The sequence below is a fragment of the Aquirufa esocilacus genome (assembly GCF_042715595.1).
Taxonomy (GTDB): domain Bacteria; phylum Bacteroidota; class Bacteroidia; order Cytophagales; family Spirosomataceae; genus Aquirufa; species Aquirufa esocilacus.
Map to the genome: position 1 here is coordinate 604,654 of NZ_JBBKXX010000002.1, position 14,818 is coordinate 619,471.

At 35.1% G+C, this 14,818-nt stretch carries 18 protein-coding genes; 14 read left to right on the top strand and 4 right to left on the bottom strand.

All coding sequences use genetic code 11. The features are described 5' to 3' along the window. Positions 1-6: 6 nt before the first annotated feature. Together hisIE and SKC37_RS08050 are read left to right on the top strand one after the other, a co-directional pair. On the top strand, positions 7-606 hold the full coding sequence (gene hisIE, locus SKC37_RS08045; RefSeq protein WP_377980982.1) for a bifunctional phosphoribosyl-AMP cyclohydrolase/phosphoribosyl-ATP diphosphatase HisIE: 600 nt from the start codon (positions 7-9) through the stop codon (positions 604-606). A 5-nt stretch (positions 607-611) separates the two neighbouring features. After that, positions 612-953 carry a phage holin family protein gene (locus SKC37_RS08050; protein ID WP_377980983.1) on the top strand — a complete coding sequence of 114 codons (342 nt, stop codon included), beginning with the start codon at positions 612-614 and terminating at the stop codon, positions 951-953. A 506-nt stretch (positions 954-1,459) separates the two neighbouring features. On the opposite strand, the gene SKC37_RS08055 is transcribed toward SKC37_RS08050, so the two are convergent. The 4 genes from SKC37_RS08055 to SKC37_RS08070 form a co-directional block, all read right to left on the bottom strand. Beyond that, positions 1,460-1,660 (bottom strand): hypothetical protein, encoded by a 201-nt coding sequence (locus tag SKC37_RS08055; protein WP_377980984.1) that lies wholly within the window; start codon positions 1,658-1,660, stop codon positions 1,460-1,462. 12 nt (positions 1,661-1,672) lie between these two features. Further along, positions 1,673-2,092 carry a hypothetical protein gene (locus SKC37_RS08060; protein WP_377980985.1) on the bottom strand — a complete coding sequence of 140 codons (420 nt, stop codon included), beginning with the start codon at positions 2,090-2,092 and terminating at the stop codon, positions 1,673-1,675. A 75-nt stretch (positions 2,093-2,167) separates the two neighbouring features. After that, the gene (locus SKC37_RS08065; RefSeq protein ID WP_377980986.1) at positions 2,168-2,464 is read right to left on the bottom strand and encodes a helix-turn-helix domain-containing protein; all 297 of its coding nucleotides are present in this window, start codon (positions 2,462-2,464) and stop codon (positions 2,168-2,170) included. Then, positions 2,448-2,783, bottom strand: coding sequence for a type II toxin-antitoxin system RelE/ParE family toxin (locus tag SKC37_RS08070; protein ID WP_377980987.1), 336 nt, complete (start codon positions 2,781-2,783; stop codon positions 2,448-2,450). Before SKC37_RS08070 ends, SKC37_RS08065 begins: the two co-directional genes overlap by 17 nt. 326 nt (positions 2,784-3,109) lie before the next feature. On the opposite strand from SKC37_RS08070, the gene SKC37_RS08075 reads away from it, so the two are divergent. The 12 genes from SKC37_RS08075 (at position 3,110) to SKC37_RS08130 (ending at position 14,812) form a co-directional block, all read left to right on the top strand. Continuing rightward, on the top strand, positions 3,110-4,468 hold the full coding sequence (locus SKC37_RS08075; RefSeq protein ID WP_377980988.1) for an MFS transporter: 1,359 nt from the start codon (positions 3,110-3,112) through the stop codon (positions 4,466-4,468). 176 nt (positions 4,469-4,644) lie between these two features. Continuing rightward, positions 4,645-5,190 carry a D-glycero-alpha-D-manno-heptose-1,7-bisphosphate 7-phosphatase gene (locus SKC37_RS08080; protein WP_377980989.1) on the top strand — a complete coding sequence of 182 codons (546 nt, stop codon included), beginning with the start codon at positions 4,645-4,647 and terminating at the stop codon, positions 5,188-5,190. Between the two features lie 33 nt (positions 5,191-5,223). Further along, on the top strand, positions 5,224-6,321 hold the full coding sequence (rfbB, locus tag SKC37_RS08085) for a dTDP-glucose 4,6-dehydratase (protein WP_377980990.1): 1,098 nt from the start codon (positions 5,224-5,226) through the stop codon (positions 6,319-6,321). Further along, on the top strand, positions 6,318-6,869 hold the full coding sequence (gene rfbC / locus SKC37_RS08090; protein ID WP_377980991.1) for a dTDP-4-dehydrorhamnose 3,5-epimerase: 552 nt from the start codon (positions 6,318-6,320) through the stop codon (positions 6,867-6,869). The genes rfbB and rfbC overlap by 4 nt, the downstream gene beginning before the upstream one ends. A 20-nt stretch (positions 6,870-6,889) precedes the next feature. Continuing rightward, positions 6,890-7,753, top strand: coding sequence for a glucose-1-phosphate thymidylyltransferase RfbA (gene rfbA, locus SKC37_RS08095; protein ID WP_377980992.1), 864 nt, complete (start codon positions 6,890-6,892; stop codon positions 7,751-7,753). A 23-nt stretch (positions 7,754-7,776) separates the two neighbouring features. Continuing rightward, positions 7,777-8,811 carry a flavin reductase family protein gene (locus tag SKC37_RS08100; RefSeq protein WP_377980993.1) on the top strand — a complete coding sequence of 345 codons (1,035 nt, stop codon included), beginning with the start codon at positions 7,777-7,779 and terminating at the stop codon, positions 8,809-8,811. 10 nt (positions 8,812-8,821) lie between these two features. Further along, complete coding sequence (gene rfbF / locus SKC37_RS08105) at positions 8,822-9,598, top strand: glucose-1-phosphate cytidylyltransferase (protein WP_377980994.1); 777 nt, start codon at positions 8,822-8,824, stop codon at positions 9,596-9,598. Beyond that, entirely contained in the window at positions 9,583-10,677 is a 1,095-nt protein-coding gene (gene rfbG / locus SKC37_RS08110; RefSeq protein WP_377980995.1) for a CDP-glucose 4,6-dehydratase, read from the top strand. The genes rfbF and rfbG overlap by 16 nt, the downstream gene beginning before the upstream one ends. 1 nt (position 10,678) lies before the next feature. Beyond that, a complete protein-coding gene (locus SKC37_RS08115; protein WP_377980996.1) occupies positions 10,679-11,548 on the top strand; it encodes an NAD-dependent epimerase/dehydratase family protein in 870 nt (289 codons plus the stop codon). Positions 11,549-11,554: 6 nt separating this feature from the next. Continuing rightward, the gene (gene rfbH, locus SKC37_RS08120) at positions 11,555-12,823 is read left to right on the top strand and encodes a lipopolysaccharide biosynthesis protein RfbH (protein WP_377980997.1); all 1,269 of its coding nucleotides are present in this window, start codon (positions 11,555-11,557) and stop codon (positions 12,821-12,823) included. Between the two features lie 15 nt (positions 12,824-12,838). After that, entirely contained in the window at positions 12,839-13,852 is a 1,014-nt protein-coding gene (locus SKC37_RS08125) for an NAD-dependent epimerase/dehydratase family protein (RefSeq protein WP_377980998.1), read from the top strand. A gap of 42 nt (positions 13,853-13,894) precedes the next feature. Next, complete coding sequence (locus SKC37_RS08130; RefSeq protein ID WP_377980999.1) at positions 13,895-14,812, top strand: glycosyltransferase family 2 protein; 918 nt, start codon at positions 13,895-13,897, stop codon at positions 14,810-14,812. The last annotated feature ends 6 nt before the right edge of the window (positions 14,813-14,818 follow it).

Here is a 14,818-nt window from a genome sequence, read left to right on the forward strand (position 1 = left end):
AGAAATATGTCCAAGCAACCCGATTTTTCCAAAGGCCTCGTGCCCGCCATCATCCAAGATGCTAGCACCCGTACCGTTTTGATGTTAGGCTATATGAATGAGGAAGCCTATGCGAAGACCGTTTCCGACCAGCGCGTGACCTTTTTCAGCCGCTCGAAGAACCGTCTTTGGACCAAAGGCGAAGAATCCGGCAACTTCTTGGACGTAGTCAGCCTTTCGATCGATTGCGACGCAGACACCATTTTAATTCAGGCCAAACCTTTTGGTCCCACCTGCCACACCGGCGCAGACACCTGTTTCGATGAGTCAAATGCAGGCAACGCAGCTTGGTTAGATCAATTAAAGCACGTTATCCGCAACCGTAAGACGGCCCCTTTGGCTTCGTCTTATACGGCCTCTTTATTTCAATTAGGCACTCATAAGATTGCCCAAAAAGTAGGCGAAGAAGCCGTCGAGCTTGTTATCGAAGCCTTAATGCAAAACGATGACCTCTTCAAAGGCGAAGCGGCGGATTTAATTTTCCACCTATTAGTCTTATTAGAGGATCGCGGAATCGATTTAAGTGAGATCATCGCCGTTCTTCAATCTCGTCACGCTGCTAAATAAACCCTATGAAGTCGTTTATCATTCGCTATATTTTTATTGCTTGTGTCATTTTAGTCATTCCGCGCTATTTAAAGGGAATCACGGTAGACAGTTTTACCACGGCTCTTTTAGTGGCTTTAGCGATGGGATTTGTGAATTCTTTCGTCAAACCTGTATTGAAGTTCCTTAGTTTCCCTATCACCTTTTTTACCCTGGGTTTGTTCTCCCTAGTCATTTCGGTTTTCTTGGTTTATTTAGTCGCAGACTACGTTCCAGGCTTCACCGTTTCCGGATTTATAGCACCCCTTTTATTTAGCTTTAGTGTGTCTCTTTCGACTTCTTTTGTGGGGCTATTTTTGAAAAAATAGGTTTCGGGCTCGTATGGGCTGTTTTTGTAATAAATAATCGTCTGGCAATGAGAGGGCTTTTCAGGTATTGACAGATTTTGTCAAATGGATAATGATTTTACCTTGTCAGAATAGTATCTATAAACTTTCCAAAACTAAACTTTAGGTGCGTTTTTTGGTATTCTACCGCAGTTTGAAATACTGTGCTTTTCCCAGAACCATTAGGTCCTGCAAATATTCTTATGCGCCGCGTTTTCATTAAAAGACTAGTCTAAAACTAGTCTTCCTCTGTTTTCTGGCATTTTTTCAATTTTTTCGATTCGTGAATCGACGTATTTTTTTATGACCCAGCCGTCTTTTACGACTACATTATAGCCCAATACTTCTAGCGTTCTTTTTTCTGCTTTTCGAAAGCCTTAGTAGGCGATTGAGCGCAAGGAATTCCCAGTTAGGGGATCTTGAATCCTTTTTCTTTTGGCTTTGCTCTTTTCCATAGTGGTAAGTTATCGATTTAAAAGTGAATGCAACTATCTATTCCTCAATTCACAGAGGAACTTCTTCGAGTCAAAAATCAGCTGATGCCTGGAAGCCGGAGCTACGATGACCGATTCTGTGTAAACTTCTTGGTCTTTTTCGTAGATGGTGATGGTTACTTTCGTGAACTTGTATGGCCCCATATGGCCGTTATAGAAGAGCAGAGGCTCTTTAGGGGTGAAAAAGTTGAACATGTTTTTAGCGGTTTAGTGGTTAGTAACGCCATGACGGCGGAATTGAAAATGTCGTAGGTTTGCGGCCAGGTTGTGGTCGTAAGTGATGGGGTTTTTAAGGATGAGCTTGAAGCTGAATTTTCTTTCTTGTTTTACTCTGTGGAGCCTCAGAAAGTAAAGGAGGTCTTTTTCAGCGTCTGCCAAAGCTTCTTCTGCTAAATGCTCGTAGCCTACAAAGGATCGTTTAATGCGTTCTCGCATCCACATGACGCACAGGTTGCGTGCATTCACCTCGTGGTAATGGGCAAAAATGATGACGAGTTCAAGATCTGGGATGCGATTACCGTTTTCGTATTTGCTTAAAAGCCCGGCGTCGATCCCGAGATCCTGCGCCATCACGTGCAGCGGAACGGCACGGATGAGCTTCAGGTATCTAGAGAAGTGGTTAAACATATTGATTAGTGGTTTGGTGTTCCAAATGTATTCCCGCCAATCCCTTTAACCTAACAGCTTATTGATAATGTGAAATCAGAGCTTGATATTTAGTTCTAATCTACCTCCTAGGCCCAGTTCCACTATTTTTTGTAATGTTGAAATTCGAATTTCTTTCAAATTGTTTTCTACTTTTGAGATATACCCTTTATTTGTCCCACATTTTTCCGCTAATTCTTCTTGTGTTAAGCCTCGCTCTAAGCGTGCTTTTTGGATTAGGTATCCAATTTTAAATGCTTCATATCCTTTGTCAAATTCCTCCCTTGAGGATGTGCCTACCTTTCCGTAGTTTTCGTCAATAAACTCTTCAAGTGTTTTATTTGTCGTTTTCATATGCATTTTTGATTTTAAGAGCTCTTTCAATTTCTGCTCTTGGTGTTTTTTGCGTTTTTTTAGTAAATCCATTAATCAGAACAATAGAATTGTCTTTATCAAAAAAACAGAATATTCTACAAATGGTACCTGAATACTCTGTTCTAATTTCATATAGTCCCTTTTCTCCTGTAATATGCTTGAAGAAATCAATGGGAATTTGTTCTTGCTCTTTGATAATTTTCATTGTCCAAATAATCTTGTCTCGAATCTTAGGTCTTTGTTTGTCAAAATAGTTTTTAAAGTATTCCCCGTGGAATACTAATTGACGATGCTTCATGGATCAATTGTTATAAAGGTATACATAGTTGCCCGATCGGACAACCTTTTTGGATGATATAAATCTAGAGAGCTCAATTTGAGTTAGCTAACAGGTTATTGATAAAATACGCGCGGGGCACTGAGAGCTATTTCTAGGTATTGACAGATTGTGTCAAAACCTGAAAAAGCCGTTTTGCTAATTGCGAGCTATATGCGTAAAAACTACCTATAGGCTCTTCAGAGCTAATATTGCCAGTTTTAAACAACGAATTACAACAATTGTCGCACCATAGAGATGACATAGTGATATTTTTAGTATTTTTATAAAGAAATAATGAGATAGCAATGCAAGTGTTCGATAATAATAAGGTGCCGGTAAAGAAGTTGTGGCAGGTGATAGTGGCGTCGAGTGTGGGGACGGTCATTGAGTGGTATGACTTCTATATTTTTGGGAGTTTGAGTGCGATTATTTCGTTGAGCTTCTTTCCAAAAGAGGATCCGACGGCGGCGTTTATTTCGACTTTGGCGGCTTTTGGGGCGGGGTTTGTGGCGAGGCCTTTTGGTGGGGTGCTTTTTGGGAGGCTAGGGGATTTGATAGGGAGGAAGTATACGTTTTTGTTGACGCTGCTGTTGATGGGTGGGTCGACGTTTGCGATTGCGTTTATACCGAGTTATGAGAGGATTGGGTTGGTGGCTCCGGCTGTGCTTTTGGCATTAAGAATCATCCAAGGATTAGCCTTAGGGGGCGAATATGGGGGCGCCGCGACTTACGTCGCGGAATATGCACCAGACGCCGAACGCGGGAAGTACACGTCCTACATCCAAACGACCGCCACGCTCGGTTTCTTCGTCTCCATCCTAGTCATCTTAGCGACGCAGCAGCTTTTAGGCGATGCGGCCTTTAAGGACTGGGGCTGGCGGGTGCCTTTTGCGCTTTCTGGTATTCTAGTTGTTGTGTCTTATTTCATAAGAAGGAATATGGACGAGTCTCCACTCTTCTCTAAACTCAAGGTGGAAGGCAGACTCTCCGAAAATCCTTTAAAGGAAGCTTTCGCCAGTAAGGCGAATCGCCGTTTAATGTTAATTGCGATGTTTGGGGCGATTGTGGGGCAGGGGGTTGTTTGGCATACGGGACAATTTTATGCCCAAATCTTCATCAACAAAATCCTTCAGGTCGATTTCATTACGACGAACCTCATTATCGCCGCGAGTCTGGTGGTGGGCACGCCCCTCTTCGTGTATTTCGGGAGCCTGTCTGACCGGGTGGGTCGCAAGAAAATTATGCTGGGAGGTATGGCCCTCGCTGCGCTCGGGTACTACCCCCTTTTCTCGTGGATGTCCGCGATCGTAGCCCAGGAGGGCACGATGGTCAATGGCGCAATCTTCCTGACTTGGACCGGGAAGCTCGAACTGGCATTCATTTGCAGCTTATTAGTGACTTTCGCGGCGATGGCCTACGGCCCGATCGCCGCGTTCCTAGTCGAACTTTTCCCTACCAAAATCCGCTACACCTCCCTCTCCATCCCGTATCACTTTGCTAATGGGGTGTTCGGCGGATGTGCCCCCTTTGTGGCCACTTGGCTGGGAGCTGTCACACATTCGAATTTTGCCGGATTGTTCTATCCCATCGCCCTAGCTGCCTTAACGGTCATCGTGGGCATGATTTATTTACCTGAAACCAAAGGTAGACCACTTAGCGACTAAAATAGGACTATTCGAACAATTCGATGGATATAATTTTAAATATTTCCATTAAATAAATTAGACTTGGCACTAAACCAAAATGGGGGTATCTTTGTTTCTTATAATCGTTTTTCTGAGGCATAATTTTGTGTGACTCAGGATGGCGAAGCCGTTGAATATACTTTGATGTTAGCATTTTGGAATTAAATTTTAAAATTGACAAATCTTGGACTCTTTTTTTAGATAGAGATGGCGTTATAAACGAAAAAAGAGAAAATGACTATGTAAAAAATTGGGAAGAATTTGAATTTATTGACGGTTCGGTTGAGGCCATAGCTAAATTTTCTAAAATTTTTGGAAAAATAGTAGTTGTCACCAATCAGAGAGGTGTTGGCAAAGGACTTATGAGTAAAAGCCAATTGGATTTAATACATTGGAGAATGCAAAAAGAGTTAATTAATCAACACGCCTATATTGATAAAATTTATAGTTGTACTTGTTTGTCCGATGATTCAGATTGTAGGAAACCAAATGTCGGGATGGCGATTAAGTCCCAAAATGATTACCCATTAATTGATTTTAACAAATCAGTTATGGTTGGTGATTCTATTTCGGATATGCAATTTGGCAACAGGTTAGGGATGAAATGTATTTATATTTCAAAATTTAATTTAAGAGACAATTTGTTTGCGGCTACTCATTTTGAATCTCTTTATTCTTTTTGCATTTCACTAGAAAAATAGAATTGATTTTAAAATTTATATTTCATAAATAGAATGAAAAAAAATATTTTAATTACCGGTGGTGCGGGATTTATTGGATCTCATGTAGTTCGATTGTTTGTTAATAAGTATCCAGAGTTTAATATTATTAACCTAGATGCTTTAACGTATGCAGGTAATTTAGAAAACATAAAGGACATTGAAAATGCTTCGAATTACCAATTCGTAAAGGCAGATATATTAGATAAAAGTGCATTAGAACGTATATTTAGAGATTTTGATGTAACTGATGTTATACATTTAGCGGCAGAATCACATGTAGATCGATCAATTGTATCACCTTTAGATTTTGTTTTTACGAATGTTTTAGGAACGGTAAATTTATTAAATGAAGCGAAAGAATACTGGAAAGATGATATTTTAAGAACTAATTCTTCCGATTTTGAATGGGAAACAACTCGCAATCATTTGTTTTATCATGTATCTACCGATGAAGTTTATGGAAGTTTAGGAAAAATTGGGTTATTCACGGAGAAAACTTCTTATGACCCCAACTCTCCTTATTCTGCAAGTAAGGCATCAAGTGATCATTTTGTCCGTGCTTATGGGGAGACGTATCAATTGCCTATAGTTGTATCAAATTGTTCAAACAATTATGGCCCAAACCATTTTCCGGAAAAATTAATACCTTTATTCATTAATAATATTATTAATAAAAAGCCTCTGCCGGTTTATGGTGATGGATTATATACAAGAGATTGGCTTTATGTAAAAGATCATGCTATTGCAATTGATTTAGTTTTTAATAGAGGGGTGCGTGGGAACACTTATAATATTGGAGGTTTCAATGAATGGACAAATATAGAATTAGTTAAATTACTATGTAAGCAAATGGATGAAAAATTAGGTCGGAAGAATGGGGAGAGTGAAAGACTCATAACCTACATTAATGACCGAGCTGGCCATGACCGCAGATATGCGATTGATGCATCTAAAATTAATAGAGAATTAGGTTGGTACCCAACGGTAACTTTTGAACAGGGGTTAGAGGAAACGATTGAATGGTATCTAAATAATAATGAATGGCTGACTAATGTTACTAATGGAATCTACCAAAATTATTATGAAGAAATGTATAATAATAGATTATGAAACTAGAATTGACCCACTTACAAGATTGTTTTATCATTAAGGAAGATGTTTTCGAAGATTCTCGTGGATATTTCATGGAAACATTTAATCAGAAACAATTTAATGCATTAACAAATTTAGACTTAGAATTTGTTCAGGATAATCAATCTAGATCTTCCAAAGGTGTTTTGAGAGGCCTACACTTTCAAATAGGGGAGTCAGCTCAGGCAAAATTGGTTCGTGTATTAGAGGGGGCAGTTTTGGATGTTGCGGTAGATCTAAGGAAAGATTCGCCTAGTTTTGGACGGCACATTGAAATAGAATTAACGTCTGATAATCATAAACAATTATTTATTCCTGCTGGTTTTGCACATGGATTCGTTGTTCTTAGTGATTTTGCTACGTTTTTTTATAAAGTAGATAAATATTATCATCCAGGGAATGAATCTGGGATAGTATATAATGATATTGACTTAAATATTGATTGGAAAATACCCGTACACAATTTAAAATTATCAGAAAAAGATAAATCATTAGGGACATTTAAAGATTTGTTAAATAGTATGTAATCAGTTAATCAAATTAGTATATGAAAGGAATTATATTAGCAGGCGGTTCCGGCACTAGATTATATCCAATAACAAAAGGTATAAGTAAACAACTAATGCCTATCTATGACAAGCCAATGATTTATTATCCATTGTCTGTTTTGATGCTTGCTGGAATAAAGGAAGTATTAATTATTACAACCCCTGAAGACAGCGGTCAGTTTAAAAGACTTTTGGGCAATGGATCGGAGATCGGGTGCAGTTTTAGTTATGCTGTACAGGAAATCCCTAATGGCTTAGCACAAGCATTTGTAATTGGGGCTGATTTTATTGGTAACGATAAAGTAGCATTAGTCCTAGGAGACAATATATTTTATGGGGCTGGTTTTAGCAAGCTCGTTCAATCTTTTAATAATGTTGAAGGTGCTGCAGTGTTTGCTTATAAAGTGAATGACCCAGATCGCTATGGAGTTGTCGAGTTTGATAAAAACAATAAAGCTTTGTCACTTGAAGAAAAACCGATATCACCAAAGTCAAATTTTGCAGTGCCGGGTTTGTATTTTTACGATAACCAAGTAGTAGAGATTGCTAAAAACATTCCCGCCTCCCCAAGAGGAGAATATGAAATAACTGATGTGAACAAAGTATATTTAGAGCGAAAGCAATTACAAGTAGGAATCATGAATAGGGGTACTGCTTGGTTAGACACAGGAACTTTTGAATCTTTGGCAGACGCTTGTGAGTTTGTTAGAGTGATTGAAAAAAGACAAAGCCAAAAGATAGGATGTATTGAGGAAGTAGCATACAGAATGGGTTTTATTGATAAAACACAACTACTTGTTTTAGCTGACAAATATTCTAAAAGTGGGTATGGGTCATATTTAAAAAATATTACTAAAATATAATAAATACTTTTAAAAAGTAAAAAGTGGAACAATATACTTTAGCCATACAAGATATTAGAAATGAAACAGATGATACAATTACAATTTGTTTCAAACAGCCTGGTTTGAGAAAAATGAAATACCAAGCGGGGCAATACATGACATTAATTTTTAAAATTAATGGACGAAGATACTCTCGACCTTATTCCTTTTCCTCTGCGCCTTCTGTTGATTCTACTTTAGACGTAACTGTGAAACGAGTGCCCAAAGGAATAGTCTCGAATTATATTTTAAATGAAATAAAAGTAGGAGATGTAGTTGAGGTAGTGGGGCCAACGGGAGATTTCATATATCTCCCTGTTAATGTAAATCCTAGGATTTATTTATGGGGTGTAGGGAGTGGAATTACTCCACTCTTTTCTTTAGCTAAAGAAATACTAAGCTCACAACCTAGTGCTAAAATTCATTTGGTTTATGGGAATAAGTATAAAGTGTCAACGATATTTTTGGAGAAAATACTTGAGCTGCAGAAAAAATACAAATCAGAGTTTAATGTTACTCTTTTTTTTAGTCAAGAATTGTCGTTAGACGAAAAGGATGGTTTTTATGGACGTATTTCTTCAAGTTTTGTATCTGATTTAGTTTCTAATAATTCTGAAGGTGAAGAGAGTCAACATTATATTTGTGGTCCCAAAGGGTTAAAAGAAGCCGTTAAAAATTCTTTACTTGAACTATCAATTTCTGAATCAGCTATCTATAGTGAAGAATTTCAAATTTTAATTGACCCTAAAGAATTAGATGGTGTTAAAGACAGCATGATCAATTTTTATTTTAATGGAGATCAAGTTAAGATATTTGGCCCCAAAGGAAAATCTGTACTAAATAGTGCACTGGATCACAATTTGGAAATACCCTATTCTTGTCAAACAGGTATTTGTAATAGTTGTAAGGCAACTGTTGTAAAAGGAAATTTGAAAATGATTGGGTTATCTCAAGAAAGAAAAGATTTAAATACAGATGAATTTTTGCTTTGTTGTAGTTATCCAATAACTAATGAACTTGTCATTAAAGTAAATTAATTTATAGAATATGAAAGTAGTAATTTTCGCTGGTGGTTTCGGTACCAGATTGATGGAAGAAACAGAGGCAAGACCCAAGCCAATGGTAGAAATAGGGGGGAAACCTATATTATGGCACATATTAAAAATGTACGAGCATTTTGATTATAATGAATTTATCATATGTTTGGGTTATAAGGCGACATATATAAAAGAATATTTTTATAACTATTACTTGCATAATTCTGATGTAACAATAGAATTAGCAAATAACAATATAAGTGTACATTTTTCTGAAACAGAGTCATTTAAAGTTACTCTTATTGATACTGGTTTACACACAAATACTGCAGGGAGATTAAAACGTATCCAAAAATATGTCAATAATGAACGATTCATGTTAACATATGGTGATGGTGTTGCTGATGTGGATTTTAATAAATTACTAGCATTCCATAATTCTCATGGCCGATTAGCTACACTTACCAGTGTTCAAGTGCCTGGGAGGTTTGGGAATCTTGAAATAAATGATTTTGGAGAAGTTGCGACTTTTGTTGAAAAGCCTGCAGGAGATGGGATGTGGATTAATGGCGGTTTTTTTGTTTTAGAACCCGGAATATTTGAATATTTAACTGAGGATATGGATGATGTGCAATGGGAGAAAGGTCCTTTAGGGGAAATAGCTTCTAACAATCAATTGGCAGCTTACAAACATTTTGGATTTTGGAAATGTATGGATGCATTAAGAGATCGTATTGAGTTAGAAGAAATGTGGAATAATGGTAAAGCAAAATGGAAAACATGGTAAATTTTCAAGAGTTAGTTAATCTATACTGCGGTAAAAAAATATTTTTAACAGGTCATACTGGGTTTAAAGGATCGTGGTTGCTGAAGATTTTATCATTATTAGGAGCAGAAATAAAAGGTTACGCCCTAGAGCCACAGACATCAAATGACTTATTTAACTTAATTGGTGGTAATGATTTATGTGATTCAATTATTGGAGATTTAAGAAACAAAAAAAAGCTTGAAAAAGAAATTCTTGATTTTCAACCAGATTTTATTTTTCATTTGGCGGCACAACCTTTAGTAAGATTATCATATGAAATCCCTGTTGAAACTTTTGAAGTTAATGCAATTGGAACAGCTAATGTTCTGGATTCTGCTAGGCTTTTGAATAAAAAATGTAGCATAATATTAATTACTACAGATAAAGTTTATCACAACTATGAGTGGATATATCCATATCGTGAAAGTGATCGTTTAGGAGGTTATGATCCGTACAGTGCTAGTAAGGCTTGCTCTGAATTGATCATTGAATCATATCGCAATTCATTTTTTAACATATTGAAATACGAGGATCATTTGAAAGGAATTGCAGTTGCACGTGCGGGGAATGTAATCGGTGGTGGAGATTGGGCTAAAGATAGATTAATACCAGATATTGTTCGTTCTTTGATTAACCAAAAACCAATTTCAATACGGAATCCTAATTCTGTAAGACCATGGCAGCATGTTTTGGAGCCCTTATTAGGATATCTTACCTTGGGTGTTTATTTAGAAAAACAACCTATTGAATATTCAAGTGCATATAATTTTGGTCCTCAAGCAGAAGACGCATTGTCTGTGGAAAATATGTTAGAATTAGCAATTAATTCTTGGGGTTCTGGAGAATTTATGGTTGAAAAACAAATTAATCAACCACATGAAGCGGGCTTACTCAAGCTTGATATAAGTAAAGTTAAATCTGAGTTGAATTGGATTCCGAAGTTTAATGCAATAAAAACTATTAATTATACTTTAGACTGGTATAAGGCTTTTATTGCAAATTCTAGCTCCATAAATGAATTTACCGAAGAGCAAATAATGAATTTTATAAATTGTTAATATGCATGTAGTTGTTTCTGGTGGTACAGGTTATTTGGGAAGTAGTTTAATTAAATTATTTTTATTAAAAGGGATTAAGATATCTATTTTAATTAGAAATAAATCGTCACTAACTAGAATAGAAGAATTTCGTAATAGCGTTAATTTAGTCAATATAGATGAATCAAATAAATTAGAGAATTTATTTGAAAACGAATCCATATGTGGCGTTATACATACAGCTACTTGTTATGGTCGGAAAAATGAGACCCTTAATTTAATGCTTGAATCAAATTTGATGTTTCCTATAAAGTTATTGGAAATCGCAATTAAACATAAGGTCCAATTTTTTATTAATACTGATACATCACTACCTAGAGAATTAAATTTTTACTCTCTTTCAAAATCACAATTAAAGGATTGGTTTAAATATTATTCTGATTATATAAAGATTATTAATGCAATACCAGAATATTTTTATGGACCCAATGATGACGAAAATAAGTTTGTGACAAGTGTTTTTATTAAGATGTATAACAATGCGGAGTCAATTGAATTCTCAAAGGGCGATCAGTTGAGGGATTTTATTTATATTGATGATATTTCCAACGCATTTTATTGTATTGTAGAAAATTTGGACAAAGTCAAAACATTAACTGATATCCCTATTGGTTCTTCTGAAACGATATCCTTAAAAAATATGGTTTTATTGATTAAAGATAAGCTAAAGAATAATTTCACCAAACTTAATTTCGGGTATTTACCTACACGACCAGGTGAAATAATGTATTCAAAGGCAGATATATCTATATTGAAATCATTTGGCTGGCACCCTAAAGTAACATTGGACGAGGGGATACAAAACATCGTAAAACTCAAAATAAACAAATAATAAATCATGGGAAATATTGAGATAAATTTAAAAACATTTAAAGAACCAATTGCGGGAGTAGATTATATTCCTGTTACAGGTAAAATTATTGAAGAGGATGATTTGCTTTTATGTATTGAATCAGTTGCTGATGGTTGGTTAACTGCTGGAAGATTTTCTAATCAGTTTGAAATTGATTTTGCAAGATATTTCAAGGCGCCAAAAGCATTACTGGTAAACTCAGGTTCATCAGCAAATTTAGTTGCTTTTTATACTCTAACTTCTCCAAAATTAGGGGAAAGAGCTATAAAGCCAGGTGATGAGGTTATAACTGTTGCCGCTGGTTTTCCAACTACCGTTAATCCTATTATCCAATTTGGCGCTGTTCCAGTTTTTATTGATGTAGATATAGCAACGCATAATGTTAAGGTTGAATTATTAGAACAAGCTATAAGTACAAAGACTAAAGCAATAATGATTGCACATTCATTAGGTAATCCATTTGATTTAGATGAAGTTATGCGTGTTGCTAAGAAGTATAATCTTTGGGTAATTGAAGATGATTGCGATTCGTTAGGTGCGACATATAATGGCCAAAAAACAGGAACGTTTGGAGATATTTCAACTTTTTCGTTCTATCCGGCACATCATATTACAATGGGTGAGGGTGGAGCTGTGTTGATTAATAATCCAGTTCTAGCTAAAATAGCTGAGAGTTTTCGGGATTGGGGTCGAGATTGTTATTGTGAACCTGGGAAAGATAACACTTGTGGTTGCCGATTCGGGCAACAATTAGGAAGTTTACCTTATGGATATGATCACAAATATACTTATTCACATATTGGATTTAACTTAAAAGTTACTGATATGCAAGCGGCATTGGGGCTTTCACAATTTAAAAAATTAGATAGATTTGTTGAAAAGCGTAGAGAAAATTTCGGGATATTATATAATAAGATGAAAGAATTTGAAGATGTATTTATATTACCTGAAATCACTCCAAATTCAAACCCATCCTGGTTTGGGTTTTTAATTACGTTACGTGAGGGTGACGCAAATGATCGTCATATGTTAGTACAGCATTTAGAAGAAAATAAAATAGGTACTCGTTTATTGTTTGCTGGAAATTTATTAAGACAACCTGCTTATTCTAATATTTCTCATCGTGTTGTTGGCGACTTAACAAATACAGACATAATCATGAATCGATCGTTCTGGTTAGGCGTTTGGCCAGGATTAAATGAAAGTCATTACGATTATATCGTTGGAGTAATTAGAAATTATTTAAATAATTAATAATAACATAATTAGATGAAATATTTGATAACAGGAGGCTGTGGATTCATTGGTTCAAATCTTGCTGCCGAAGTTTTGAAGCAAAATGACGAATTATTTATTATTGATAATTTATCCCGTTTTGGGAGTTCTGCTAATTTAGAATGGTTAAAGTCTAAAGGGCAGTTTAAATTTTTCCCATTTGACATTAGAAATTTGAACGATGTTGAAACCGTAATAAAGGAGGTGAAGCCAGATTATGTATTTCATCTATCAGGTCAAGTTGCAATGACTACATCAATTGCAAATCCTCGATTAGATTTTGAGGTTAATGCTTTAGGAACATTTAATTTACTTGATTCTATACGTAAATATTCTTCTGAATCTATTGTACTGTATTCTTCTTCCAATAAAGTTTATGGGGATTTTGAACAATTTAATTTCAAAGAAGAAAATACACGATACGTTTGCAATGAATATCCTAATGGATTTCCTGAGTCAATTTCTCTAAATTTCTCCTCGCCTTATGGTTGTTCTAAAGGAGCTGCTGATCAATATTTAATTGATTATTACCGGATTTTTGGAATTAAAACAGTTGTTTTTAGACACTCTTCAATGTATGGAAGCAATCAGCATTCAACCTATGATCAAGGATGGGTTGGTTGGTTTTGTCAACAGGCATTAGATTTTAAAAATAGCAGAAACAGTGAACCGTTTACTATTTCAGGAAATGGGAAACAAGTAAGGGATGTATTACATTCTTCTGATGTTGTTAATCTATATTTTTCTGCAAAAGATAATGTTAATGCATATGGTCAGGTTTTTAATATAGGCGGGGGCGTAGAAAATAGCTTATCCTTGGTAGAATTATTTGAATTATTGGAAAATATCCTAAATATTAAAATGGTATATAAACAATTACAATGGCGTGAAAGTGACCAAAAGGTATTTATTGCTGACAATAGCAAAGTTAAGTCATTAATAAATTGGTTACCTAAAATTGATAAAAAGAGTGGAATAAATAATATGATAGAATGGTTGCAAAATTAGAATATCGATTTCGTATAAAATTTCATTCAAGTTGAGAATTAAATGCAAAAACAAATACTTCTTTCTATATGTATACCCACTTATAATAGATCAAAAGCTTTAAGAGGAAATTTAAATGAATTATTTAAGCAAGTTTATGATAAGGGTTTACCAGTTGAAATAATTATATCCGACAATAACTCATTAGACAATACTAGAGAAATAGTTGATGAATTTATAATAAGAGGAATGCAAATTCGCTATATTAGGAATTCTACAAATATAGGAATGGATGGTAATTTTGCACAATGTTACAAAAGCGCTATTGGTAAATATATTCTTGTACTTGGTGATGATGATTATCTAATCGATGGAATGCTTGAAAAATTACTATTTAAATTAGTTGATCAGGATTATGGACTAATTCATTTAAATACTAGGGGCGGTGACGAAATTTCTGATATAGTTTTCTGCGATTCAGAGTTATTTCTAAAAGAGGTAAGCTACTGGATAACATATATAACTTCAAATATTGTTAATAAAAAGTATATTGAAAATTATTGTTTTGACCTCTACCACGGCACATTTTTAACAATTGTTCCGTTATATTTAACAGCAACAATAAATAGTCAAAAAAATCTATTGGTGAATGAGCGTGTATTTTCTGATGGTAAAGATGTAAGATCAAATGGAGGATATAATTTTTTTCAAGTATTTGTTGAAAATTACCTTTGCATTTGGGAAAATTATGTTTTTGACAATAAAATTTCATTAAAATTATATTTGTGGATTAAGAAAGATATATTTAAAAAATATATTCTTTATAATGCATTCAATTTATTAATAAAAAAAAATGAGAGCAATTATGATTTAAAAGGAGCTTTCTCAATCATATATCGCCGGTATTTTGGACATCTTTATTTTTATTACTATTTCACATTTTATGCGTTAAAAGTTCTTATTAGAAAGATTGTAAAATAATTAGTT